Annotated in this window: 24 protein-coding genes and 1 pseudogene; 14 read left to right on the plus strand and 11 right to left on the minus strand. The window is 45.8% G+C overall.

Features of this window, described 5'->3' with window-relative positions:
- Nucleotides 1–712 precede the first annotated feature (712 nt).
- The 6 genes from MHI01_RS29395 to MHI01_RS29420 all read left to right on the plus strand — a co-directional run bounded on the left by MHI01_RS29395 (nucleotide 713) and on the right by MHI01_RS29420 (nucleotide 3,740).
- Nucleotides 713–1,117, plus strand: coding sequence for a hypothetical protein (locus MHI01_RS29395; RefSeq protein WP_340984709.1), 405 nt, complete (start codon nucleotides 713–715; stop codon nucleotides 1,115–1,117).
- A 239-nt stretch (nucleotides 1,118–1,356) separates the two neighbouring features.
- Nucleotides 1,357–1,818, plus strand: coding sequence for a hypothetical protein (locus MHI01_RS29400; RefSeq protein ID WP_340984710.1), 462 nt, complete (start codon nucleotides 1,357–1,359; stop codon nucleotides 1,816–1,818).
- 50 nt (nucleotides 1,819–1,868) lie between these two features.
- Nucleotides 1,869–2,384 (plus strand): ParB N-terminal domain-containing protein, encoded by a 516-nt coding sequence (locus MHI01_RS29405; protein WP_340984711.1) that lies wholly within the window; start codon nucleotides 1,869–1,871, stop codon nucleotides 2,382–2,384.
- Nucleotides 2,377–2,565 (plus strand): hypothetical protein, encoded by a 189-nt coding sequence (locus MHI01_RS29410; RefSeq protein WP_340984712.1) that lies wholly within the window; start codon nucleotides 2,377–2,379, stop codon nucleotides 2,563–2,565. The genes MHI01_RS29405 and MHI01_RS29410 overlap by 8 nt, the downstream gene beginning before the upstream one ends.
- Nucleotides 2,566–2,585: 20 nt before the next feature.
- Entirely contained in the window at nucleotides 2,586–2,948 is a 363-nt protein-coding gene (locus MHI01_RS29415; protein WP_340984713.1) for a Mom family adenine methylcarbamoylation protein, read from the plus strand.
- A gap of 228 nt (nucleotides 2,949–3,176) precedes the next feature.
- Nucleotides 3,177–3,740, plus strand: coding sequence for a GNAT family N-acetyltransferase (locus tag MHI01_RS29420; RefSeq protein ID WP_340984714.1), 564 nt, complete (start codon nucleotides 3,177–3,179; stop codon nucleotides 3,738–3,740).
- Nucleotides 3,741–3,835: 95 nt separating this feature from the next.
- Here MHI01_RS29420 and MHI01_RS29425 read toward each other — a convergent pair.
- Nucleotides 3,836–3,976: pseudogene (locus tag MHI01_RS29425) on the minus strand (IS3 family transposase); the annotation flags it as partial.
- A 95-nt stretch (nucleotides 3,977–4,071) separates the two neighbouring features.
- Here MHI01_RS29425 and MHI01_RS29430 point away from each other — a divergent pair.
- Complete coding sequence (locus MHI01_RS29430) at nucleotides 4,072–4,353, plus strand: DUF6809 family protein (RefSeq protein WP_340984715.1); 282 nt, start codon at nucleotides 4,072–4,074, stop codon at nucleotides 4,351–4,353.
- A gap of 141 nt (nucleotides 4,354–4,494) precedes the next feature.
- Here the strand turns inward: MHI01_RS29430 and MHI01_RS29435 are convergent, their stop codons facing one another.
- Nucleotides 4,495–5,871, minus strand: coding sequence for a right-handed parallel beta-helix repeat-containing protein (locus MHI01_RS29435; protein WP_340984716.1), 1,377 nt, complete (start codon nucleotides 5,869–5,871; stop codon nucleotides 4,495–4,497).
- Between the two features lie 553 nt (nucleotides 5,872–6,424).
- Nucleotides 6,425–8,017, minus strand: a complete 1,593-nt coding sequence (locus tag MHI01_RS29440; RefSeq protein WP_445744915.1) for a catalase — start codon at nucleotides 8,015–8,017, stop codon at nucleotides 6,425–6,427.
- Between the two features lie 188 nt (nucleotides 8,018–8,205).
- On the opposite strand from MHI01_RS29440, the gene MHI01_RS29445 reads away from it, so the two are divergent.
- Nucleotides 8,206–10,188, plus strand: a complete 1,983-nt coding sequence (locus MHI01_RS29445; RefSeq protein WP_340984717.1) for an ATP-dependent DNA helicase — start codon at nucleotides 8,206–8,208, stop codon at nucleotides 10,186–10,188.
- Nucleotides 10,189–10,679: 491 nt separating this feature from the next.
- On the opposite strand, the gene cysK is transcribed toward MHI01_RS29445, so the two are convergent.
- From cysK to MHI01_RS29465, 4 genes are all read right to left on the minus strand, one after another.
- Complete coding sequence (gene cysK, locus MHI01_RS29450; protein WP_339186604.1) at nucleotides 10,680–11,636, minus strand: cysteine synthase A; 957 nt, start codon at nucleotides 11,634–11,636, stop codon at nucleotides 10,680–10,682.
- Between the two features lie 163 nt (nucleotides 11,637–11,799).
- Nucleotides 11,800–12,183: a hypothetical protein gene (locus MHI01_RS29455; RefSeq protein ID WP_339186606.1), complete on the minus strand. Its 384-nt coding sequence runs from the start codon at nucleotides 12,181–12,183 to the stop codon at nucleotides 11,800–11,802.
- A 479-nt stretch (nucleotides 12,184–12,662) separates the two neighbouring features.
- Nucleotides 12,663–12,896 (minus strand): hypothetical protein, encoded by a 234-nt coding sequence (locus MHI01_RS29460; RefSeq protein ID WP_017687536.1) that lies wholly within the window; start codon nucleotides 12,894–12,896, stop codon nucleotides 12,663–12,665.
- Complete coding sequence (locus MHI01_RS29465) at nucleotides 12,893–13,930, minus strand: nucleotide-binding protein (protein WP_051447360.1); 1,038 nt, start codon at nucleotides 13,928–13,930, stop codon at nucleotides 12,893–12,895. Before MHI01_RS29465 ends, MHI01_RS29460 begins: the two co-directional genes overlap by 4 nt.
- A gap of 950 nt (nucleotides 13,931–14,880) precedes the next feature.
- Between MHI01_RS29465 and MHI01_RS29470 the strand changes: the two genes are divergently transcribed.
- Nucleotides 14,881–15,615, plus strand: a complete 735-nt coding sequence (locus tag MHI01_RS29470; protein WP_036614465.1) for a YitT family protein — start codon at nucleotides 14,881–14,883, stop codon at nucleotides 15,613–15,615.
- Between the two features lie 126 nt (nucleotides 15,616–15,741).
- On the opposite strand, the gene MHI01_RS29475 is transcribed toward MHI01_RS29470, so the two are convergent.
- Entirely contained in the window at nucleotides 15,742–16,212 is a 471-nt protein-coding gene (locus MHI01_RS29475) for a DUF2188 domain-containing protein (RefSeq protein WP_339177708.1), read from the minus strand.
- A gap of 390 nt (nucleotides 16,213–16,602) precedes the next feature.
- Here MHI01_RS29475 and MHI01_RS29480 point away from each other — a divergent pair, with 390 nt between their 5' ends.
- The 3 genes from MHI01_RS29480 to MHI01_RS29490 all read left to right on the plus strand — a co-directional run bounded on the left by MHI01_RS29480 (nucleotide 16,603) and on the right by MHI01_RS29490 (nucleotide 19,465).
- Complete coding sequence (locus MHI01_RS29480; protein ID WP_036614460.1) at nucleotides 16,603–17,403, plus strand: lipid II flippase Amj family protein; 801 nt, start codon at nucleotides 16,603–16,605, stop codon at nucleotides 17,401–17,403.
- Nucleotides 17,404–17,539: 136 nt separating this feature from the next.
- Nucleotides 17,540–18,148 carry a TetR/AcrR family transcriptional regulator gene (locus MHI01_RS29485; RefSeq protein ID WP_340017868.1) on the plus strand — a complete coding sequence of 203 codons (609 nt, stop codon included), beginning with the start codon at nucleotides 17,540–17,542 and terminating at the stop codon, nucleotides 18,146–18,148.
- Between the two features lie 81 nt (nucleotides 18,149–18,229).
- Nucleotides 18,230–19,465, plus strand: a complete 1,236-nt coding sequence (locus MHI01_RS29490) for an MFS transporter (RefSeq protein ID WP_076327980.1) — start codon at nucleotides 18,230–18,232, stop codon at nucleotides 19,463–19,465.
- A gap of 104 nt (nucleotides 19,466–19,569) precedes the next feature.
- Here the strand turns inward: MHI01_RS29490 and msrA are convergent, their stop codons facing one another.
- Together msrA and MHI01_RS29500 are read right to left on the minus strand one after the other, a co-directional pair.
- The gene (gene msrA / locus MHI01_RS29495; RefSeq protein WP_036614455.1) at nucleotides 19,570–20,532 is read right to left on the minus strand and encodes a peptide-methionine (S)-S-oxide reductase MsrA; all 963 of its coding nucleotides are present in this window, start codon (nucleotides 20,530–20,532) and stop codon (nucleotides 19,570–19,572) included.
- Between the two features lie 180 nt (nucleotides 20,533–20,712).
- On the minus strand, nucleotides 20,713–21,423 hold the full coding sequence (locus MHI01_RS29500) for a TVP38/TMEM64 family protein (protein WP_162158991.1): 711 nt from the start codon (nucleotides 21,421–21,423) through the stop codon (nucleotides 20,713–20,715).
- 100 nt (nucleotides 21,424–21,523) lie between these two features.
- On the opposite strand from MHI01_RS29500, the gene MHI01_RS29505 reads away from it, so the two are divergent.
- Nucleotides 21,524–22,462 carry a Gfo/Idh/MocA family protein gene (locus tag MHI01_RS29505; RefSeq protein WP_036674957.1) on the plus strand — a complete coding sequence of 313 codons (939 nt, stop codon included), beginning with the start codon at nucleotides 21,524–21,526 and terminating at the stop codon, nucleotides 22,460–22,462.
- Between the two features lie 32 nt (nucleotides 22,463–22,494).
- Nucleotides 22,495–22,809: a hypothetical protein gene (locus MHI01_RS29510; protein ID WP_036674958.1), complete on the plus strand. Its 315-nt coding sequence runs from the start codon at nucleotides 22,495–22,497 to the stop codon at nucleotides 22,807–22,809.
- Between the two features lie 25 nt (nucleotides 22,810–22,834).
- On the opposite strand, the gene MHI01_RS29515 is transcribed toward MHI01_RS29510, so the two are convergent.
- On the minus strand, nucleotides 22,835–23,653 hold the full coding sequence (locus tag MHI01_RS29515) for an AraC family transcriptional regulator (RefSeq protein ID WP_307534607.1): 819 nt from the start codon (nucleotides 23,651–23,653) through the stop codon (nucleotides 22,835–22,837).
- Nucleotides 23,654–23,742 lie beyond the last annotated feature (89 nt).

The raw sequence follows: 23,742 nt of genomic DNA on the forward strand, positions 1-23,742 counted from the left end.
TAATCAATAAAGTGAGAAAATAGACGAGATCAGGAGCTAACGAAAAGTTATACTACTATAATGGAGCATAGTGTTTTTGACTCAATAATGTAATCTCAGTAAAATGGTCTTGTTCTTCCTCTCTTGTAATTTAGAACGTATGCATTTAAAGCAAAGAGCGTAGCGTTTTTGCTGCGGACGGTACGGACGCCAATCTTTTAATTACACAGGAGGTGATATTCTGGACATAATAGGAGAAACGGGGAAAACACTTTTAACGCCATGGCCTATGCAATTTTTGAGACGTTTGGTCTATATTTAGTTTTACCAGCAGTAGCAATAGCAATTATCTTAAGGTTTGTTTTAAGATTGAGAGGATCAAATCTCAAAATCACATTTAGCATTTTATTTCTCGTATGCGTATATTTCTTTATATACAAAGGAATTCCTCAATTCCAGATTGCATATCAAAGCAGGTTAAATCAATAAAGTACATATTACAGCCAAAGTCGTTCCTTCACTGGATCGGCTTTTTTTATTTGAAGGTATCGAAGTGATCAGCAGCAGAAGACGGAAGAAGATACGTATTCGCCCCAACAAGCAGCCTGAGAAGTGCAAAGGATGTGTATGGGGTAGATTGGATGGGGTTAAGCAGTTTTGTAGTTGGCCTATATGTCCCAAAGAGGAAAAACCTTCCTGATGTCGAATTTTGATGTCGAAGGAGGTGAATACCTTGGATAATACAATTAAATATGCGTTGGCTCTAAATGTATTAGGAGATAAAATCAATGCTGTTTCAACTGAACTTAAAGAAGCTGAGAAGCTTGCGTCAGAATTAAAATACGATGAGCTTCTGAAACGTAAGAGCGTTCTTGAGAGTGCGATTAGTCGATATGCTTCAATTAGAAACGAGCTGGCTGTTCTGGACCGTCCAGCAGTAATTGAACGGGAGCACCATCAGCTTGTTGATGCTTTCGATGAATTAATTCATGGTACTAAGTTAATGGATCAGGGTTTGAATTTAAAAGATATGAAAGTTACACCTGAGAAGATTCTCAATGGGTTTCAACTTCAGTTGAAGAGTCAAAAAGATACAATGGATGTAACAAACCGTATAGTGGAGAAGCTTAGTAAATAGTAGCGCCTGCAAAGGCGTTTTTCTTTTGCTCTCATATGACAGAATGTGAGCCGATCTGCGCCTCTTAGCATAAGAACGTACGTTTGCAGGGATCAGTCAATTGAAGAGCAGAGAACAGCGTCTGATTGAGCCTACGCATGCATATAATGGTCACCCAAACGTTGAAACCAACTCAACACAAATGAATAAAAGGATTTCTCTTAATTACGTCGAAAATCGACATTAAAGGGGGAATCTTGATGGGGTTTGATTGGGGAAGCTTTACAGGTGGTATAGTGGGGACGTTAGGAGCTATAGGGGCTGTTAAGTATTCCATGCATCTACAAGAAAAGAAAGAGAAACCAAATAAAATTAAGCAACAAGTACAAATTATTGATATCCTAATAGGCATCTTTGAGCGTCATTGGGTTGAAATTAATAAGGAACCTTTAGATACTTATGAGAATGCTTTCGAAAAGACAATTACTATTGTGAATACTCTAAGACAGTATTTAACGGTTGCTTTAGATAGTGACAGAGAACTTGTTTCTTTCCTATTGGGTGCTATTGATGAATTTAATAAAACCGGTAATGATTTTTCGCAACGCGAGAGATCCCGGGATGAGTTGTGGAGATTTCAAACAGCGATTCTAACTGTTATTGGCTTTAAACAATCTGATTTAAGAAAAATGAAAGAAAAACTATTTTCAGAGTATAAGTAATCTTAATTTTAGACTCCAAAGAGCGTCTTTTTTTATTGGAGGTAGAGAACATGAACATCAGAGTTGTACCGATCGATCAGATTAATTCAGCAGCCTACAACCCCCGTGTTGATCTTCAGCCTGGGGATGTTGAATATGATAAGCTTCACCGCAGCATAGAGGAATTCGGTTATGTTGAACCAATTGTCTGGAACGAACGTACCGGAAACATGGTCGGCGGCCATCAACGGTATAAGATCATGATCAATGAACCTGGCCACATTGAGTTGCAGGTATCCGTGGTGGATCTGGACGATCAGCAGGAACGGCTCCTGAATATTGCTTTGAATAAGGTATCAGGTGATTGGGATGAAGATGCCCTATCGCAGTTACTTGTTGAGTTGCAACAGGAAAACGTGGATATTTCCTTGTCCGGGTTCGACGATGTGGATCTGAAACAGATGCTTGGTGAGATTGAGATCCCGAATTTCGATGCGGGTACTTCCGAAGATCAAGGCGATTTGGGGGTATTGAGTTCAAAGCTGGTGACTTGTCCGCACTGCAAAGAGGAATTCGAACATGATTGATTTAAAAGTGGATTGGGCGACACAAGCAGCAGCGAAGTTTTCCTGTGAGAATTTCCACTACAGCCGTAGCTTGCCCGCAGGGAAGTCTGTGAAGGTGGGAGCATGGGAAGATGGCCAATTTATCATGTTGTTATATTCAGCCGTGGGGCGACTTAGAATATCGGTTCTCCTGATGGCCTGACGCAGCGTGAATGCTGTGAGTTGACGCGGGTTTCATTAACCAAGCATCAATCATTTGTATCGGAGATCTTTGCCAAAGCGATCCGGTTCTTGAAGGAGCAATCCCCCAACGTGGAGTTGATCGTCAGTTATGCAGACGTAGAGCAAAAGCATCACGGCGGGATTTATCAGGCTACGAACTGGATCTATGAGGGGAAAACGGACGGGGAGCATTACTTCATCATTTGGGGCAAGAAGACACATCCCAAATCGATTCACAGCAAGTACGGTACCGACAGTCAACGCAACGATTGGATCAGGACCAACTTGGATGCCAATGCCGAATTGTACCACACCGAGGGTAAGCAAAAGTACCTGATGCCGTTGAACAAGAAGATGCGGTGAAACCATTTTAGTTAGATTGATCTTGTAGAGAGAAGGAAAAGTTATATAGATTGACTGATGAAAACTATTAACATGCATTTAAACTTGTGTTATAATTTACCAAATACCTGAGAGGAATGAGAACTATGTAGTCGTATTAAATTTTGGTCCTCGAGCGAGATCTCCACCTTCTTCTTTCTATTAATAATGTAAGAAGAAATCAGGATGAAAATTGAGGAGGATCAGTATATGAGTAATTACATTTGGGCTGGAATGAAAGTTAGATTGCGTCCGGTATCACCAACAGACGGGGAAAAGTTTCATTTCAATGATCAAGATTCGGAGAATGCAAGATTATGTGACGAGTTACATTTTCCAAGGTCAGAAGAAGGTACAATCAGTTGGGCAGAGCATCAATCCAAAAACACTTCTCATGGCGACAACGTTTTTTTGGCTATAGAAACGCTTGATGGAACACTTATCGGGAGCATTTCTACAAACAGTTGTAATCTTCGATGTGGTACATTTAAATATGGAGTTTCGATATTCCGTGAGCATTGGCGCAAAGGTTATGCATCTGATGCTATTAAAACTATACTTAAGTACTACTTTGAGGAATTAGGATATGTGAAGGTGAACGCTCATGTGTATGCATTTAATGAGGGTTCTGTAGCATTGCATGAAAATCTAGGCTTCATTCAAGAGGGAAGAATAAGAAACATGATTTTTACAAAAGGACGGCACTATGACGAATATATCTATGGTCTAACTAATAAAGAATTCGATGAAATTCACACGTTAGGGAAGATATAGCAGTTCTTTGTACAGTTTCGTCATATCATGAAACGATAGCTCACTAAAAACCACCTATCAATGAAATGCCCCGTAAAGTTATACAGATTATATCTTTAGGAAACTTGTTGGGCAAGAATTCGGTACCATACCGGACTCTTGTCTTTTAGTTTTGTCTTAATGCGTTTGTTGTTGTAATAATCAATGTATTTGGATAGCTCTTGTTTAGAATGTGAGATATTTTCAAATTCCTTTACTTTAATTTCGACTCAATAAAAAACTAGCGGATTTCCCGCTAAATTCCCATCTCACCTCATCCCATGAGTTACAATCTTCCTGAGGTGACCTTACCATGAAGGATAACATGTCAAATCTGATCGAAGACTTGTTTCACGGAAACCTGCGATTGGATGAGTCAATTCATCCTGAACAAACTGAGTATCAGGAGATCAATCGCCAGATATCAGACCTGATGCAGGACTACAAAACACAGCTTACCGAGAATGAATACGATGCTCTGGAACAACTGATAGACTTGATCGGACAATCCACGTCGATGTATGTGGAAGCGGCGTTCGAGCAAGGTTTTCGCACAGGCAGCAGACTCATCATTGAGGTTTTAGGCAAAACGTGAGTGTGAGTATCTTTCAACCTAGAAGCCAGTATACAATACACAGCAATTCAAAAATCCCCTCCTCCATTACCACCGATTAGGCTGGCATTGGGGGAGGGGACTTGCTTTTAAATTATTCTTTTATCTTATTTACTCCCATACCTACCGCGCACCAATATTCGTACCCGATGGCGTACCCGAGCCGGTCAGATCACTGCCCTTCGCAAGCTTGAGGAAATTGCCCAAGACAGGCGTTCCATCCGCGCTACGTGTTACCGAAGGCACGAGGGAGACAAAGTCGGCTGCGCTGGCGAGCAGGCCTTTGGCGTTCTCGCTTTTTTTGTTTTTCCACCAGACGTTGGTGCTGCTGACGTCGGTTCCGCTTGTTTTGTCACTGGCGCCGCCTTGGAAGGACAGGTTGTTGGTGAAGATGTGGGTGCCTACATCAAAGGCAAAGTTGCTTTGCCCATTGTTCCAGGAGGTGTTATTTTTCATCTGGATGGAACCGGGATTACTGTTGTAAGTGAAGCCGTGCTTTTTATTATTAAACGCAATGCTGTTCTCAACGATATGATTCACCGCAATCTTCTCGCCGCCCAGCTTGAAGCCGTTGCCATCACTGTTGGAGGTAGAAGTGCCGTCTGCGGTTGCGCCATTGGCGTAGGCGATGCTGTTGCGGATCGTAACCGCGCCGATGGCGCCTGTATCTGTTTTGCTATACAGATCCCAGCCATCGTCCACGTTATAGGCCGCAATACAACCGTCGAAGACGTTGCCCGGGCCTACGGTCAGTTTGGCCGCAAAACCGTCTGCATCCTCGCCGTCATCCGGGTCATAGTTGTTGTGGGAGTAAGAACGAATCACTTCATTATATGCAGGCCATTCACTCTTGGCGGCTGTGGAAGCATAACGTCCCATCTGAATACCCGTATCCCGGTTGTGATGAGCTTCGATCTGCTCCAGACGGTTGTAACTGCCTCCGATGAAGATGCCGTTGTCGCCCGCACCCTTCACCTCAAGCCCTTTGACGAACCAGTAGTCTCCGAACATTTGCAGTCCACGATTGGTGGAAGCGAAGGCCTGGGCTGAGAAATCAAAGACCGGTTTTTCCGATCCATACGCCACCAGGTTTTTACGTTGGCTCGATGTGCCGCTGTTGCCACGTTCAATGGTAATGGTCTGGGAGAAGTTATAGGTACCGCCGCGTAGATAGATCGTTTTGCCTGGTGCGATCTGGGTCAATGCGTTAGCCAGTGACGTTGGACTGTTCAGTGTTCCCGGATTGCTGGCTGAGCCGCCAGGAGACACATACAGATCACCCGCAGCAAGTGCGATATTCGAAGTCGCCACCGATTCAGAGGGATTTTGCAAGCTGCTCTCGATCAGTTCCTCAGCACCGGCCGATCCACCACCAATTAATAATAGAGGGAACGCGGCACTCAGACAGATATGGGCCATTTTGGATTTGAGGGAGCGTTCCTTCAGAGAACGTGCAGATCGTGCAGATACATGAGTGGATGTGGATGGGAATAATTTCATTACGTAAGCCTCCTTGGTTAATTGGGAATAGAATGAAGAGCATGTGGTAGCCGTGTACCAGACCGTTACCTATGAGATAGGTCATGCCGGCTGGTTAGATGTAATCTCTAGGACACAGCTTTATGGTAAATGTTGTAAGCGTTATCATCAATAATCATCTGATCAGATGGAGGTACATGCAGGCAGGTCAGGCCTGCAAGCTTCCAATGCCTGTAATATCACGTGAATTATGTAATCTTTCCATTGGGTGATAGCTCTCATTTAACGAAGAATCATCTGAAATGAACGTAGAGAAGTACGCTTTTCCATCCTCAAAGTACCAGTTTTACTTATGATCCACTCCTATGAACTTCATTCAACCTAAAATAAATAGCAGCCTACATCCTGAAGTGGAGATTATACTCAAACTAGTCATGAAAAAGCCCTGATAGCAGCTGCAACGGGCAACTTGACGATCAGGGCTATGTTTAATTCAGAACGTAATTTGCTTACTCAACATACTCGAATGTACTAACAGTGTCAGACTTATCAGTCTAAACGCTGTCCAGCTATTTTAATATCCGTCCGTCTCACGACTGCGTTTCTCTGCTTGCTCGACACTTGGTTCATGTTTCGGTTGGACTGTGGCACTATCATCGGTTGGTACAGAGGCCAACCCTTCAGAGACGCGCCGACCGTAATCCGCATCCGCTTGGGTGAAGTAAGAGATCATGCGCTCCCGGATATCCGGTTTGCATTGTGCCAACGCGCCGACCATGTTGCTGATTAGCTCATCCCGCTCCCAATCTTCGAACGCCCGATACGTATCACCCGCTTGTCCAAAGTCATTTGTACGCTCAATCTTCTCACGGACAAGTCGACCTTCCACCAGTGGTTCATGTTCCTTACCACGTGGGGGTGCTTCTTTTAACCCACCGAGCGATGAAGGCTCATAGTTCACATGTGGATTCTGACCCGGCGCACGATCCACTTGATACTGCATCTGCCCGCCGCTTTGATTGGTTGCCACCCGATTTTTCGGTGCATTTACAGGCAATTGCAGGTAGTTTGCACCCACCCGGTGACGCTGGGTATCTGAATAAGAGAAGGTGCGTCCCTGCAGCAACTTGTCATCTGAGAAATCCAGCCCGTCTACCAATACGCCTGTGCCAAACGCTGCTTGCTCCACTTCATTGAAATAATCCTCGGGATTACGATTCAGCGTCATTTTGCCAACAGGTAGAAAAGGAAACTGCTCCTGCGGCCACAACTTGGTCGGGTCCAGCGGGTCGAAATCCAACTCCGGATGCTCGCCGTCCTCCATCACTTGAACGCACAGCTCCCATTCGGGATACTCCCCTTTTTCAATAGCGTGATACAGGTCCAATGTCGCATGATTGAAGTTCTGTCCTTGAATCTCGCTCGCGTCTTTTTGCAGCAGGTTGCGTATCCCTTGATTGAGCGGTTCCCAGTGGTATTTGATGAGTACGCCCGTGCCTTCCTGATTGATCCATTTGTATGTATTAACACCCGACCCTTGCATCTGCCGATAATTCGCTGGAATGCCCCATGGAGAGAAGAGGAATGTCACCATATGGGTAGCTTCAGGACTTAGCGATACAAAGTCGAAAAACCGCTCCATATCCTGTGCATTGGTCAACGGGTCTGGCTTGAAGGCGTGTACCATATCCGGGAATTTGAGCGGGTCACGAATGAAAAAGATTTTCAGATTGTTACCCACCAGATCCCAGTTGCCATCTTCGGTATAGAATTTTACAGCAAATCCGCGCGGGTCCCGCAGTGTCTCCGGTGAATGTCCGCCATGTATAACGGTAGAGAAGCGAACGAAAACGGGCGTTTGTTTGCCTTTTTCCTGAAACAGATGTGCACGTGTGTACTTCGATACCGGTTCACTCCCGGCTGTTCCATACGCTTCAAATACGCCATGAGCACCAGCACCACGGGCATGGACCACACGTTCCGGAATACGTTCGCGGTCGAAGTGAGTAATTTTTTCGAGAAAATGATAGTTCTCCAGCGTAGTCGGTCCCCGGCTGCCAACGGTTCGTACATTCTGATTGTCCGTAATGGGATGCCCTTGTCGATCCGTTAATGTCTCAGCTGATTTGTCTGAGGAATGCTCTGGTTGTGAAGACTGATGATTCATGGAGTGGAGCACCGCCTTTCCTTAAAGTGGATTCCTGTATATATTTTCCCTGAAAATTGGTTCTATACATTAAACCTCGCAAATAATCTCGTAAAAAAAGCTTGTCACCCGCTTCATCGCGTGAGATAATTAACTTTTGCCCTGCGGCCTTTTTTGAACGGAAAAATGAAAGAGGACCGCGTCTAAGAATGGAGGCTGACCTAGGATTGTCTACACAACGTTATCCTTTTGCATATGATCCGGCTGAACCTTTTGTATCCCGTCTGGGAGAATGGGTCGCCGATGTTTTTTACGATATTTTGCCAGAGTTCGGCTTCGAGGTACGGGATGAACAGATTTTTATGGCGTACCAGCTCGAACGGGCCTATGGAGATAAAAAGACCATTATGGCGGAGGCCGGTGTCGGAACAGGCAAGACGTTAGTCTATCTGCTCTACGCGGTCTGTTATGCACGTTATACGGGCAAACCGGCAGTGATTGCTTGTGCCGATGAGTCTTTGATTGAACAGCTTGTGAAGCCCGGCGGAGATATTGCGAAGCTGGCTGCACATCTGGACTTGGAAGTGGACGCACGTCTGGGCAAATCACCGGATCAATACGTCTGTCTGAACAAACTAAGTGCGATGCGATTTGCGGATGAAGATGCGCCTGTTATTGAAGAAGTGCATGAGAGTCTGCCGGATTTTGTGAACACGCCGGGTACACTTCAGGCCTTCCATCCGTATGGTGACCGCAAACAGTATCCACATCTGAATGATCGTCAGTGGAACAAAATCAACTGGGACCCGTTCCAGGATTGTTTTGTTTGTCCTAAAAGACAACGCTGCGGCCTGACGCTGTCGCGTGACCATTACCGACGTTCCAAAGACATCATCATCTGTTCCCATGATTACTACATGGAGCATGTGTGGACCTATGATGCGCGCAAACGCGAGGGACAATTGCCCTTGCTGCCTGACCACAGCTCAGTTGTATTTGATGAAGGACATTTGCTGGAAGAAGCAGCCCTGAACGCACTGAGCTACAAGCTGAAACACCGCATCTTTGAGGAACTCGTCACTCGCCTGTTAGAAGGAGAGATTCGTGAATCCCTCGCGGAGTGTGTAGATGAAGCGATTGAGAGCAGTGAGCGACTGTTTGCATTGCTGGATACGTATACGGTGGCGATCCCTGGTTCGGAACGGAAAGAAGTTCGGGTAGAGCCGCCACTGCTACGTGAGATTGAACGTCTGACGAGTGTGCTGGATGCAATCGGCGAAGAACTGGTATTTGAGAGCGGCTTGTTCTCGTTGGATGGTTATCAGATGCGTGTCGTGGAAGAACATCTGGACATGATTCAGTCTGCGCTTGCCTTGTTCCGCAAGGAAGATGGTTACATCTGTTGGGCGGAAGAGAGCGAGGATGAGACGACCTTATCGATCATGCCGCGCACCGTGAAGGAAATGCTGAACGAGCGTGTGTTCAACACAGGTATTCCCATCGTGTTCTCCTCTGCCACGTTATCTGTGGACAGTTCATTCCGTTATGTGGCGGACAGCTTGGGCATTGATGATTTTGTATCATTCTCGGTGGCTTCTCCGTATGATTATGCGGACAAAATGAAGATGAAGATTACAGACGAAGCTGTGCCGGGTCACCCGGAGAACGAAAATCGTATGCGGGACGCGGTGTCTATGCTTCAGGAGAGTGGAGGACGTGCGCTGATTCTGTTCCGTACGATGGAAGAACTACGGGCATTCAAACAGGACATCGTTCATGTACCTGAAGCAGAAGGTTTGCGCTTTATGTATGAGGGCGATCGGGAGATCAGTGATCTGATCGCGGCGTTCCAGCAGGATGAGGAAAGTGTGCTGTGCTCCGTTAATCTGTGGGAAGGTCTGGACGTTCCAGGTCCGTCATTATCCAATGTCATGATCTGGTCGCTTCCGTATCCACCACAGGACCCTGTCTTCAATGCAAAACGCAGTGCGTCGGCAGCACCATACGAAGAGATCGATCTTCCGTATATGCTCTTGCGTGTGAAGCAAGGTCTCGGACGTCTGATTCGGACAAGCACGGATTCTGGTTCCGCGGTCATTCTCGATGAATCGCTGTATACCAAAAAGGAAGCCAAAGACCGCATTGCGGCCCTGCTTCCTGAAGGTGTGGAATGGACAACCCTGACACACTAACCAGCTTACGTTAAATATTCTTGCTTTATTTTTGATGATAAGGTTTCTTGCCAAAATAAGTTCTTGTTCTCTGCGGATTCACCATCCGTATGTGAGCAAGAGCTTATTTTTTGTTTTGATGGTTCCTTCAATGTACTTCTCTTCCCTTTTTTTCGAGGGGTTTTCCCTCGCTCCTCGCTACCAATCGCTCCAACATTCTAACGAACCTACCGCACCTTATTAGGGTGATAATGAAGAGATGTAAATTCTAACGAATCTCAGTAACGTTATCCCGCCGAAAATAGCTCTTAAGCCTGTAAATCGACCGAATTTGGAGAAATAACGTCGCTGTGATTCGTTACACGTCAGACCTGCGCAAATAGGAGCGAATAGCGTGTGTCAGGTTCATTAGAACCAATGACCAATGAGCGCTAATAAGGGAGGGCCTCTGTCATGCTCATGACTTATGGGAGATGGAAGCCCCTTTTTGATGTGTACAGATTTATGCTGTGTTAAAAAATACCCATGCTCAGATACCGTTCCCCGGTATCCGGCGCAATGCAGAGCACCCGGTGCCCCGGCCCCAGTTCCTTCGCGATGCGAAGGGAGGCCCACACCGAAGCGCCAGAGGAAGGGCCGAGCAACAGCCCTTCCCGGGCAGCAAGCTGCCGCATCGTATCCAGTGCGTCCTCATCGGACACCTGGATGATGGCATCCCACACGTCGGTATTCAGGATGTCCGGAATGAAGCCCGGACTTGTACCGACGAGCTTGTGTGGTCCGGGCTCGCCACCGGACAACACCGGAGAACCTTTGGGCTCCACCGCATAGATGCGGATATCGGGTAACTGCTTGCGCAGTTCTTCTCCCGTCCCGGTAATGGTTCCGCCAGTTCCCGCCGTAGCGATGAAGGCATCCAGCTTGCCTTCCATCTGCTGCATAATCTCGGGAGCTGTCGTAATCCGGTGAATATCCGGGTTTGCCTGATTTTCGAACTGCTGCGGAATGAAACTTCCCGGAATGTCTGCTTGAAGTTCTTTCGCTTTGCGAATTGCGCCTGGCATCCGCTCCGCAGCAGGGGTGAGCACCACATCTGCGCCATAGGCTTTCAGAATGTTGATGCGCTCCTTGGACATATTGTCCGGCATAATCAGAATGGCTTTATATCCTTTGGCGGCGGCATTCATCGCAAGACCAATCCCGGTATTGCCGCTCGTCGGTTCAATAATGGTAGCACCAGGGACCAAGTGTCCCGCAAGTTCAGCCTGAACGATCAGGTTGTAGGCGGCACGGTCTTTGACGCTGCCACTTGGGTTGAAGTATTCCAGTTTCACGTATACATCAGCAGAGTTGCTGCCTGTGAGTCTGTTCAGTTTAACGGCAGGTGTCTGGCCGATCAGTTCGGTTACATCTGCGGCAATGCCTGTATGTGCGGGTGTTTGTTTAATCGAATGTGTATTCAAATCCATGAAGTACAACTCCTTGATTGATAAGACGTTGAGAGTATATCCGGTTGAAACTATATCATGCCTTATTGGAATGGTTGGATATCTCTATTCCATCTTAATGAACGTAACCTTCCGTGGTCAACTTGTTTTGCTGGGGAATGGGTTCTATATTGTCAGAGTTGTATCAAGTCTGCGCCAAGTCCATCTGCAGATGCCGACTGAGTTCTTTTTTGACTTCATTACGTGCGAATGTCCACAGCATATAGAACCGTTGCCAATACCCTCTGCACATATACAGAGTTTCGATGCCCTCGGTTTCCCGTTTCTCTTCCAGTACTTTGACACCGCGGGTTCTCATCTGTTTACGAAGGGCCAACATCTCCTTGAGCACATTGTTTTGAATGCGGGTCAGCGACAGAATGTAGACTTCGGGCATCTTCAGTAGCAACGTATCCAGTGTGTGAATATCTCGTTCAAGTACATCCAGCAATAGCGTGCGCACAACCAGACCTTTAATCAGACGATGGTCTTCATCCGCAGGGGATGGGGCGGAAGTTGAGGATGTCATATGTTCACTTCCTTAACCTTTAATTGGAATTTTATATTTACAGAACATGTGTTCCTATATTATAATCAATATATGTAATGGAGATACACAATACAACCGAGAAATATTGGAAGCAAACATTATCGCATTTTCCTAAAGGTACAGATAGTGAGTGAGGCTAGGGATTTAGGGACAAGCCTGCTCCAAAATAAGGTATAATTTATGGGTTTTGCAGGAAACCTAAGGCCATAAACCAAATAAACCTTATGCAATGCAGTCTGCTACAGAAGTAATTACAAGCAATGAATTACTGCAATGAATTGCTATTACGATTATGATCATGATTCAAGGATGCCTTGCCGCAACACGATGGCACCAGGTCAACGAGTAGAAGCAGTTTTATTTTAGAGAAAATGAGCAACAAAAAAGCCCCTGCCTTGGGCGGCGGGGCCTATGGAATACTGCCGATTCAGCGGCAGGTTTGATGATGTGTTCAGAAATTAAGCAAGATATTGAGGCTTTTCGTAGAACGCCTCTTTTTCAAGGATGACCTTATAAGGTCTTTCCTTGCCCTTCAGGGAGGGCCCAATGGTAGTTAGCGGTACGGCCGGCTTGTGGAAACGATCTTCTTCCTTGGGTTCCGGAACCGGTCGTGATGATTCGGGCGCAGAACTGAGGCGTACCTTTTTTTCGCTGCCCCAGCGCTTGCTTATTTTTTTCGTTTCCGGTTTCATTCCGGTTCGCCTCCTAACAAATCGTTGATGGCGTTGAACAGTTGACGATTCTGTAGGTCAATCTGCTGAAATACCGCCTCATCCGCTTCAATATGTCCAATAATGTGAACGGTGATTACATACCTCTTGGCTACAGGATAGCATAGCAGATACTCTTTCTCAAGGTAATCATCATACAGGTTGATCTTGATTTTATTCTCCCGGTAAGAATCAATCACCAGAATGCGCTTGGGATCATCCGGTTGTTTGTCGTCGTTAGCGGACAAGTCATACTTTCTCCCCGGTTCTCCAACATTACCACATAATTGCTCGATGTAACCACTGTCATCTGTACGGTATATGGCTGTGCCACGTACAGCGAATGGAGGATGAGAGACAAAGGCAGTACGTAAGGCATCGCTCATTCGCTCCAGCATCTTGGCATCTGCTTTGCGGGTACGCAGCAATTCCCTAAAGAACCGCAGCAACTTAAGCAGTTGTAACCTTGCTTCTCCCTCAGTGCGTTTATGCTTCTCAATGATGTTCTCCAATTCTGGATCACTCCAGCGTCCTTGTTCCTCAATACTGTCTGCGATTTTGGAACATGCCACGGACACGGCTGGTGCCCACTTTCCGTCAGAACGGATTTCATATACGAGTGGATTTAACCCCAGCAGATCTGTGGGCATACGCAATCCTTCAACCTTAGTTGTGTCCTTGATGTCTGTAATATCTTCAGGAAGAATGAAAAAAATACGTTTTCGTCCCAGACGACCCATAAACAGACCCATTTCCAGCATTGTATTATCCCGGACCGACGCGTAGTACTTCCCGCGGATTTTGGATATATCATCCGGATGAAAAATAAAAATGGCAAAGTCAGTCGTACGGACCTCTACTTCCAGATCGTCCATGGTATAGCTGCTTGGATTAAAAACCCCAGAATACCAAGGGGTAACTTCGGCTGAAAAACGTAAGTTTTCGTGTACTGCGGCTGCAATCGGCTTCGCTTCCAGCGAGCAGCCAATAAAGACTCTTGGCTTTAACGTTTTCATCAATCCGCCTCGCTTAAACGGTAGTGGGATTCAATTGTTATATTATACCATAAAAAGCAGAGTAAGTCTGGAAACGTCTGAACTGGACAAAGAATAAGCCGATTACGTTTGCTATAGTGTATGTGTGAAAGGAAAATGATTCCTTTAAAAAGCGCAAGAAAATAAAAAAAGGCCCCAATTTGTCACAGTTGGGTGACTGACAGTTATTTTTGGAAGCTTTGGTCATAGAATAAAGGAGCAGGTTGCACCATTAGCAAGCATTGCTTATCCTGGTGTTGCCGTATGACTGCTGGAGCAGTCCAAAGGCTGCTTTATGCCTGTTTTTGAGGGGTCTACTGTTTAGACCCGGTCACGTTGGTGTTATATAATAGAAGAACAAGCAAGTTAGCTTTGGTGTTTAAACTGAATGAACTTGCAACTGCTGTAAGTTGGATTTACAATTTACACAGGAACGAAGAGTGCAGAACCCATCTGTAGAAGCGAAGCGTTCGTCTGAAAGCTTTTTGAATGAAAGCAGATTCGGAAGCATAAGCGATCACCGGATTTTCCCCAGAGGGAAAATGGAATTCCAAAAATCCGGGGATAACCGCGATCAAAAGAGGGTACTGTAATCCAAGTGTAAGTGTACAATTAAATGTTCAAGCTTACGCATTGTAGTTATTTTTCAGTTTAACTGAGCACAGCTAACCACAACAGAACAGAAAGGATCAGGATACCATGAGTTCCCGAAGGACAATCTCCCCAAGGACGATCTGGAAACGTTACGATCTCTCATACACATAGCGCCCCTTGTAGAGTACACCAACCGGTTTCAAAAAAACGGCTGACTCTGCGAAAGAGGGGATTGGAATGAATATTCGAAGGACGTACACGATGATTTCTTCCAGGCTTACCTTTTGCAGGGTACGGTCGGTCTAAAAAACCAACCTACAAACTGCGAGGGAACCTGAATGAAGAGAACATCGTTAACCTTACAACACGTTAAAACAGAGGCGATCAAATTCGCCATTATGCTACTCGGTACATTTATTTTAGCTTTTGCTTATTATCACATTAACTTTCAGAATCATTTATCGGAGGGCGGATTTGTTGGTCTGGCCCTGCTCGGAAAATACGCAACAGGCTTATCACCTGCTATCGGTATGTTGTTACTGGACATTCCGGTCATGATCCTGGCTTGGTTCCTTAAAGGCTGGAAATTCATGATTCAGGCATTGCTTGGCGTCGGTGCATTTTCCCTATTCTATGACGGCTTTGAACGATACTCCACACTGGTATTGTCGTTTAACGGAAATCTGTGGATTCCGGCAGTTCTATCCGGTATATTGACAGGGGTAGGCGCTGGGATCGTGCTTCGATTCGGTGGAGCGACAGGTGGAGACGATATTCTCGCCGTGCTGGTTAGCCGCTGGAAGGGATGGAAGCTGGGAACAGTTTTCTTTGTCAGCGATGCTTTTGTATTGGGATTGTCGCTTTTCTTTCTTCCGGTAAAAGAAACTTTATATACGATTCTGGCCGTATGGATTGCCAGCAAAGTCATCACGTACGTCGTTAGTGTTCCGGCTCGCGGAACCGTGGTTACAACTTCGGCGGTGAAATTGCCGATGCCATCGGCTGCAGCCAAGGCAGTTAACGCTGCTGCTATTTCACAACGGACTACGGTGGCTAGAGGGGTATCCAATTAACCATACGTCTCAGAACAACCATAACCTGCATGCATCATATTCAGGTCTTGATAGTTAAAGTTCATACAAAAATCCCTTTTGACTGCTCTTCAGCAGCAAAAGGGATTTTGTTGTTTTCCGATTCATTCAGGGCTTGATCGAAGAAGCAATCTGACCATCCTGATTATGGATAATCGCTCGAATATTTTGTTTGCTACTCAGTTCTTTGGCCTTATCTACAGCTTCTGCCTTAGTATCGAATGTCGACAGATAGGTAGACTTTCCTTCTTCCTTGATCGCCCAACCGGAGTCGGTAGGCACGACATGGATGTTGTCATGACTTTTGGACGAAGAGACGGGCTCGGAATGACGACGATCCGTGGAAGACGACTTTTTAGAGTTGGAGTTATCGGAAGAAGATGTGGAGTCCGATTTCGAACTTTCTGGTGCGGGATGATTCTCATTCCATTCTTCCGCCTTAGCTGTCGCTATGGCAATCGAGCGTCCTTCCTCATACCCGTCATCGAGCAGAGCATTGGCAATCTCAATTGCTTTATGTCTGACACGTGGTTCCAGGTTCTTCATGGATACCGGATAATCCTGTTTGTTCCAAGGCATATGAACCCCTCCTGTACAATAATGGATTAGTTGTATATTACCCTGTGAGGAGAGGGATAAACGATGAACATCCGAGGTCGTAAGTGCATTTACCGATGATCTATATAAATTGAAATAAACATTTACACGAAACGGAGAGGACAGAAAAAACCTGAAGAAACGAAGTGTTCGCCTTTATCCCCGGATTTATCCCTTTATAAAAGGAATCAAAAAATCTGGGGATAACAGCGATCGGAAGGTTGTTCTGTCATCGGAGTGTCCAGTGTAAATATTCTTTAGTTCAACTTATATAAAAGGATCTCGTTCCTATACTTTTGCAAGCCAGAGGAGTATAATGCTGTCCATGAAAGAAATAAGTTCAATAACAGGAATATAAAGGAGTACATACATATGTTTAGTCTTAGCCTGGCAATCCCTATGCTGTTCACCATGCTGATTCATGCCGCAGACAGCTTGTCATACGCGCTCCGCCTCGGTGGATTACGCACCCGCAGAATCGCGTTGGCCATTTCATTGGCAGGTATCTTGTTGTTGGTTTCTCGAACCTCGAATATGGCCCAGGGTCCGATGGTAGGTAATCTAGTGGATACTGCAACACGTGGAACCAATCCACACTTTGCGGCGCAACTGCACTGGTTAATGGGTGCGGCAACAATTGGAACGGCATTAGCCATATTGTGTTTTCCAACCATGGTGAAGCTCTCATCAAGAATGGTTGTACATTTTGAAGCAGCCGGTTCCATCCCTGCGATGGTTCGCGGTATGCTGAAGCGAAGCAAGATTAGAAATGCAACGTATTACATCACCCCGCCATCCTGGAAGATGGCCAAACGATTGGTACAACATGGGATGCCAAGACGGTTAATGCTGCTTAATGTAGCGGTAACCGCAATCTATACCACAGGTGTCCTGTCCAGCTTATACGCAGCGTACCTTTACCCAGGGCAGGCTGTAGCTGCATCCCAATCAACCGGGTTAATTAACGGAATAGCGACTATTTTGTTAACCATCCTGATTGATCCGCGGATTTCCCTGCTTAGTGACAAATCATTACGTGGCGAGATCCGTTTGGATCGCATGAATCAGATCTATGGATGCATGCTCGTATCCCGTTTATTCGGTACTCTGTTGGCACAGTTGTTATTAATTCCATTTGCGTATTGGATCGGTTGGATCGTAAGTATGATGTGACGACTTCTTTCCTGAATTGTAGCCAGGCACTCTCTTGTACATCTTTTGAAACAGCAAATGAGAGGGTGCCTGTGCAAAATGAATTGACGGGGTATTTGTGCTGTGATACTATTAGACCGAATAGTCGGTTTAATTTATGGGGGTTTTTCCAATCGAAGTTAAACGAAGAAAAGATGTTACCCAGATAAAGAAAGACATTGCACGTAATACCAAGGAACTGTTTGCCCAAAAGGGATATAGTGCAACTTCCATGGAAGACATATGTACGATTAACAATCGGAGTAAAGGCAGCATCTATTATCATTTCAAAAGCAAAGAAGAGTTATTCATGTATCTAATCAAGCTTAACAATGAAGATTGGATGGATGCTTGGCTGGACAAAGAATCCGGGTATAAGACTGCCATAGACAAATTGTACGGACTTGCTGATCATTACGTGGATGATTTGGCTAACCCGCTGAATCACGCCATTAACGAGTTTGTCTCGGGTCAGGTCGTCAGTCAGGAGATGCTTGATGAGATGCTTTCCCTGATCCGAATTCCGTATGCGACATACGAGTCCATTATTACTAAAGGGATGGAAGATGGGGAGTTAAAACCGGATGACCCACAGGATGTAATGCACATTATCTACGGTCTGTTTAGCGGATTGACTACACTCTATTATGAGAAGGACCTGACGGAGATTCGTCGTATTTACCACAAAGGCATGGCCGGTCTGCTGGCAGGCATTCAACAACGTTAACCATGAAAAGCTGATGTAACGTCAGTTTTTCTTTTTAAATATTAATAAACCGGACAGTCGGTTTAAAAGAGGAGATGGAATATGAACACATTGTTCAGAAACAAAGCTTTTTTAATCGTGACAGGGTCTGATCTGCTGCAAAATTTGGCGATATGGATCCGGAATATGGCAATCCTCTATTATGTAATGGATCGAACTCAAGGAAGTCCAATAGCTGTCTCGCTGATTACCGTACTTGAATATGCCCCGATTTTTGTTTTCTCCATCATAGGCGGTGCACTTGCTGATCGCTGGAATCCCAAACGTACGATGATACTGGGGGATATTCTGAGTGCGTTGTCTATTGTCATGATTATTGGCGTTTTATCTTCTGGGTATTGGCAGATTCTATACGTAGCCACGTTTGTATCCTCTATCGTTAGCCAGTTTTCTCAACCATCCTCTCTAAAGATTGTGAGGCGAAATGTAAAGGGAGAACATTTGCAGTCTGCAATTGCTATCACCCAGAGTGGTCAATCGTTGTTTTTAATTCTCGGACCAATCGTCGGAACGTTTATATACACTGCAATGGGCATTCAGGCATCCATGTACGCATTACTCACTTTATTCCTCATCTCTGCGCTTCTACTCACATTTCTGCCTAAAGACGCCACCCAGCGGGAAACAAATACCTCATTATTAGCGGATATCAAAGAGGGGTGGCAATATGTTGCTCGATCTCGCTCGTTAAAAATGCTTAGTCTGGTATTCATCTGTATAGGGCTTTCTGCGGGTCTCATCAGCCCACTTGGAATATTTCTGATCACCGAACGTCTGGGACTTGAAGCAACGTCGTTACAGTTTCTCTCTGGAGCGTCCGGAATAGGTTTATTGATTGGAGGAGGTATTGCGGCTGCTGTAAGTGCTAAGCTGAACCAGACCTTAACTCTGCTTGTAGGTGTGCTGTGTCTGGCTGTAGCCACGATGGGGGAAGTGTTATCCAGTTGGTTCTGGCTGACCCTTTTGATCAGCTTCTTAAGCTCAATCAGTATGGCATTCATCAACGTCATCATCTCCACATACTTGGTCACTCGGATAGATGAGCATTTGATCGGGAGAGTGAATGGCACCATCACACCTTTATTCATAGGAAGTATGCTTCTTGGATCTTCCATGGCAGGTGTACTGATGAACAGCACATCCATTTTTATCGTCTACGCAATCTCGGTTACCGTGATGATCATGGGTATTGTTCCAGCGATGCGAATTCAATTTCGTAATGATCAGACGGCTTCTGCCAGCCAATTAAATTCGGAAATCTCTTCGAGCCAAACCTAATCAATGCATTCTCGTGCAACAATAGTTCGTCTATAAAAAACAAAAATGTACAACAAAAAAGCAGCGGGATCATCCCACTGCTCTTTTTGTATTTGTATTATAACTTATTGGAAAAGGACGGCGTACTCACCGTATCCTTCTTTTTGCAAGTCTTCTTTGGGCACAAAACGAAGTGCCGCAGAGTTGATGCAATAACGCATTCCACCTGCTTCGGCAGGACCATCGTTGAACAGGTGACCCAGATGGGAATCGCCCTCACGACTTCTCACTTCGGTACGAATCATGAAGTGGCTGAGATCGGTTTTTTCCTTCACGTTGTGGTCACGCAATGGACGTGTGAAGCTCGGCCAGCCGCAGCCGGAGTCGTATTTGTCGGTAGAACTGAACAATGGCTCGCCAGATACGATGTCCACATAGATACCATCACCGTGGTGATCCCAGAATTCGTTATGGAATGCAGGCTCGGTCGCGCTGTTCTGCGTAACTTCATATTGAAGCGGCGTCAAACGCTCTTTCAGCCCGTCTTTATCCACGTTACCGGTCCAGTTACGTTCGATGAAATCTACACGTCCAGAACCTTTGCTGTAGCGTTTGTAATGGGCAGGGTTCTTCCGGTGATAATTTTGATGATGTTCTTCCGCTTCATAGAACGGTTTGGCTGGCAAAATGGGTGTGAAGATTGGTTTGTCAAAACGTCCACTTTGTCCCAGCTCCGCTTTGGAAGCTTCCGCAATCTGGCGTTGCTCTTCACTGTGATAGAAGATAGCCGTCTGATAGGAAGATCCGCGGTCATGGAATTGTCCGCCTGTATCCGTAGGATCAATCTGCTGCCAGAACAGTTCAACCAGTTTCTTATAAGGGAAGATGGCAGGGTCAAACGTAATTTGTACAGCCTCTACATGTCCTGTTGTCTCCGAGCAGACCTCTTCATATGTTGGATTCTCGGTATGTCCTCCTGTATAACCCGATACGATCTTATGAATACCGGGCAGTTCTTCAAAGGGGGATACCATACACCAGAAGCATCCGCCTGCAAAAGTTGCTAACTCACTTGAATGTTGTTCCATGCTATAGTCACTCCATTTCTGATGAAGATTTAGCGCTCGTGTTCGAGCTCCAGCAATCTACCGTTTTATTAAACTTGTTACACAAGCATTAGGCTTGCTCTTCTATTATATCCTGAATTGGCAAGCCAACCAAGCCGGAATGAAAACAAGCTGAATCTGAACGGTTTGCGAATTCTGAATTCAGGCTTTGTTGCGTGACCGAAAGCGAAATAAGAGCAATACAATGGCCATGAACACCAGATATCCGGCAAGGATGGCCAAGCTCAACCAGATTGAGGTTTCAGCTTGTGCACCTGCATAGGCAAATACAAAAATCGCTGGCATTTTCCCAATGGCCGTGGCAAGCATGAAGACCCAGAATGGCGTGTACGTTATACCTGCGTAGATATTAACGGCCATCTGAGGCACGATCGGCAACAGTCGCATCGACATGACACCCATGAACGGATGTGCTTCCATCCATGTGGTAAAACGGTTCAGACCCCGAATACGTTCGAGGTACGATCTCGCCTGATGTCTGAAGATGGTTCTTGCTCCGCCATACACGAGCATGGCTGCAAGTGTGGTGCCAAGCCAGCATATCCAGGCTGCCGTGGTGGTACCGTAACTGTAACCAAAGGCGATAATAACAAACTTATAAGGAATGACAGGCACAAGAGCAAACAATGTTGCCATGGCGAGTAACAGCGGAATGGACTGATGAAGATCTGTCCAGGCCAGCAGTTCATATCTGTAAATAAACGTGACTCCTGCAAGTAAAACATATAACAGAAGCCATAACCATTTTCGCAAAATCCCAAACGCTCCTTTCAGATCAGGCAGGTCTGGTCGTGTCCCGATCTGTACTGCTGTTCCTCCTAAGTTTACCACGTTCGCCCATTGTCTGAACAATTCGTGCGAAGTGTGCTGCAATCACTGGCAAGTTGCTGTCCGAAGGGTTACACTATAGGACGTGGAAATATAGAACCGAACTGAAGGTGGAATGATCATCATGGAAACAACCCAACGTAAACGAGTTGCAATTATCGGCCTCGGCGATATTGCACGTAAAGTATATTTGCCGCTGTTAACAGCTCATCCGAACGTGGAGATTGTAGGCATTATGAACCGATCTCCGGAGCCGGTCAAAGCCGTTCAGGAGGCGTATCGATTAGAACGGGGAACAACGGATCTGAAAGAACTGTTGTCCTGGGACTTGGATGCGGTGTTTGTACATACAGCAACGGAAGCGCACTTTGACATTGTCATGCAATGTCTGGAACAGGGATTAGCCGTGTACGTAGACAAACCGTTATCCTATACGATTCGGGAGTCGGAAGAGATGACTGCTTTTGCCGAGGCACAAGGGCTGCTACTCGCAGTAGGCTTTAACCGTAGATTCGCACCGATGTACCAAAAAGCGAAAGAATGGATGCAGGGTGGAAAAGGTTTTGAATCCTTGACAGTGACCAAACATCGTACAGGCATTCAGGATCGTCCTGCGGCTGAAACCATCTATGATGATCTCATCCATATGCTGGATCTGATGTTGTGGTACTCGGATCATAATGTGGAGTTGCTTCATCAATGGATTCGGAAGAATGATCTGGACAGACTGCTGCACGCAACCGGAACGGCCAAGCTGGGCAGAACAGCCTACGGTCGATTCGATATGGTGCGTGAAGCTGGGGCAGATCTGGAGAAGATCGAATTGCATGGTGGTGGACGATCTGTTGAAGTGGTGAACATGGACACGATCAGCTGCATGGAACAGGGGAGTCTGGAAACCAAAGAAACGTTCGGGAGCTGGGAAACCGTGTTAACACGCAGAGGTTTTAGCGGAGCAGTTGATAATTTCCTGGCTTGTCTGGACTCACCTGATGATTGCCTGATCAGTGCAAGTCACGTCATGGACAGTCATGAACTGGCGGAACAATTGATTCGCAAATAATTGCAGAATACACATACGGAGGAATACAAGTCATGGATGAATATGAAAAGGAACGTAATAAACAGATCGAGGAAGCTGTTGTAGAAACCTATAAACAGGAAGAAGAGATGATGATCCTCGTATTTGCCCAGTGGTGTGTCAATAATGGTTTGGACCCGGAAGAGATGTACCGGCAAGCCTACCCGGATCAGCAGAGCAACGAGCGTTTGCAGCAGGTGCAGAAGCTGATTGTATCCAAGGAGGAAGCCGGTGAGATCCCGGATGATACGGTACTTGGCGTGTTGTCCATGTTTGGCAATGAAGATCTGGCGATGGTTGTATCCGAGGCCATAGCCGCGCGCAAATAAGTTCAACTTACGTATACTGGTATGATTACATCTGTTCCCGGTGAATGACGCGGAATTCCTTCGGGGACATGCCGAACCGGGAACGGAATACCCGATGAAAATAGGTATAGTTGTTAAAGCCGGAAGACTCAGACACTTGCTCCAGGGTCATTGGACTGAAAATAATCCGTTCCCTGGCCATATTCAGCCGTACGTCAAGCGTGTATTGCATGATGCTTTTGCCAAACGCTTCTTTGAAGAGATGAACACCCCGTGAAACACTGATGCCAATATGTGTTGCCACATCATCGAGCTTGAATAAAGAGGAAGCGTTTTCTTCAATGTAGTTTTTGATCTCATAAGCCACATAATTGGTGTTGGTTATCGTTGGATGCTCCGCGAGCAGACGATCCACTTCGAGACATAAAATTCGCATATAATAACTTGAAATTTCCGGATAAGGATTGGAGATGCGGCGCTGTTCCAGTACGAGCTGTCGAAAAAGGACCAAAAGACTTTCCGTCAGTTCGACTTTGATCCGGATCGGCCGTTTGTGCCGTTTCCACCACTCATCCACCCAGGAACCATTAAAGAAGATGTGATAGTCACCACTCTCCACCAGTCGTTCTCCCATCGGATTGGTTTCATTGTCTATTCTCAGCTCATAGGGTTCGTCAGGATCAAAAAGAAGCAGATCGCCCGCATCCACCAGGGACATGTCCCCGTCTATGCGTGCACGGCAACGTCCGTCTGTTTGCAGTCTTAACAGGTAGTTCTTCACCCCTTCAGGCTGCACCATAGCGTAGGGTTTACGATGAAATGAAAAGCCTGCTGTAAGAACTTGGCAGGTTTGATCTGTCGGCATGGGCATACTCCTTGCAATTTGAAAATTATGACCAGATAGTTCATGTTTCAATCATATTATTCATTTTAATTGAAGCTGAAACGGAATAC

The organism is Paenibacillus sp. FSL M7-0656, from assembly GCF_038003225.1.
In the GTDB taxonomy this organism is placed as follows: domain Bacteria; phylum Bacillota; class Bacilli; order Paenibacillales; family Paenibacillaceae; genus Paenibacillus; species Paenibacillus amylolyticus.

Bases quoted from the DNA above. Each gene is read 5' to 3' on its own strand.
- MHI01_RS29445 (WP_340984717.1), top strand. From the start codon at position 8,206: ATGGAGGCTGACCTAGGATTGTCTACACAACGTTATCCTTTTGCATAT.
- MHI01_RS29485 (WP_340017868.1), top strand. From the start codon at position 17,540: ATGGGGGTTTTTCCAATCGAAGTTAAACGAAGAAAAGATGTTACCCAG.
- MHI01_RS29460 (WP_017687536.1), bottom strand. From the start codon at position 12,896: ATGAAACCGGAAACGAAAAAAATAAGCAAGCGCTGGGGCAGCGAAAAA.
- MHI01_RS29400 (WP_340984710.1), top strand. From the start codon at position 1,357: ATGGGGTTTGATTGGGGAAGCTTTACAGGTGGTATAGTGGGGACGTTA.
- MHI01_RS29505 (WP_036674957.1), top strand. From the start codon at position 21,524: ATGGAAACAACCCAACGTAAACGAGTTGCAATTATCGGCCTCGGCGAT.
- MHI01_RS29490 (WP_076327980.1), top strand. From the start codon at position 18,230: ATGAACACATTGTTCAGAAACAAAGCTTTTTTAATCGTGACAGGGTCT.
- MHI01_RS29515 (WP_307534607.1), bottom strand. From the start codon at position 23,653: ATGCCGACAGATCAAACCTGCCAAGTTCTTACAGCAGGCTTTTCATTT.
- cysK (WP_339186604.1), bottom strand. From the start codon at position 11,636: ATGGATTTGAATACACATTCGATTAAACAAACACCCGCACATACAGGC.
- MHI01_RS29470 (WP_036614465.1), top strand. From the start codon at position 14,881: ATGAAGAGAACATCGTTAACCTTACAACACGTTAAAACAGAGGCGATC.
- MHI01_RS29405 (WP_340984711.1), top strand. From the start codon at position 1,869: ATGAACATCAGAGTTGTACCGATCGATCAGATTAATTCAGCAGCCTAC.
- MHI01_RS29430 (WP_340984715.1), top strand. From the start codon at position 4,072: ATGAAGGATAACATGTCAAATCTGATCGAAGACTTGTTTCACGGAAAC.
- MHI01_RS29465 (WP_051447360.1), bottom strand. From the start codon at position 13,930: ATGAAAACGTTAAAGCCAAGAGTCTTTATTGGCTGCTCGCTGGAAGCG.
- msrA (WP_036614455.1), bottom strand. From the start codon at position 20,532: ATGGAACAACATTCAAGTGAGTTAGCAACTTTTGCAGGCGGATGCTTC.
- MHI01_RS29480 (WP_036614460.1), top strand. From the start codon at position 16,603: ATGTTTAGTCTTAGCCTGGCAATCCCTATGCTGTTCACCATGCTGATT.
- MHI01_RS29435 (WP_340984716.1), bottom strand. From the start codon at position 5,871: ATGAAATTATTCCCATCCACATCCACTCATGTATCTGCACGATCTGCA.
- MHI01_RS29410 (WP_340984712.1), top strand. From the start codon at position 2,377: ATGATTGATTTAAAAGTGGATTGGGCGACACAAGCAGCAGCGAAGTTT.
- MHI01_RS29440 (WP_445744915.1), bottom strand. From the start codon at position 8,017: ATGAATCATCAGTCTTCACAACCAGAGCATTCCTCAGACAAATCAGCT.
- MHI01_RS29455 (WP_339186606.1), bottom strand. From the start codon at position 12,183: ATGACATCCTCAACTTCCGCCCCATCCCCTGCGGATGAAGACCATCGT.
- MHI01_RS29510 (WP_036674958.1), top strand. From the start codon at position 22,495: ATGGATGAATATGAAAAGGAACGTAATAAACAGATCGAGGAAGCTGTT.
- MHI01_RS29475 (WP_339177708.1), bottom strand. From the start codon at position 16,212: ATGCCTTGGAACAAACAGGATTATCCGGTATCCATGAAGAACCTGGAA.
- MHI01_RS29420 (WP_340984714.1), top strand. From the start codon at position 3,177: ATGAGTAATTACATTTGGGCTGGAATGAAAGTTAGATTGCGTCCGGTA.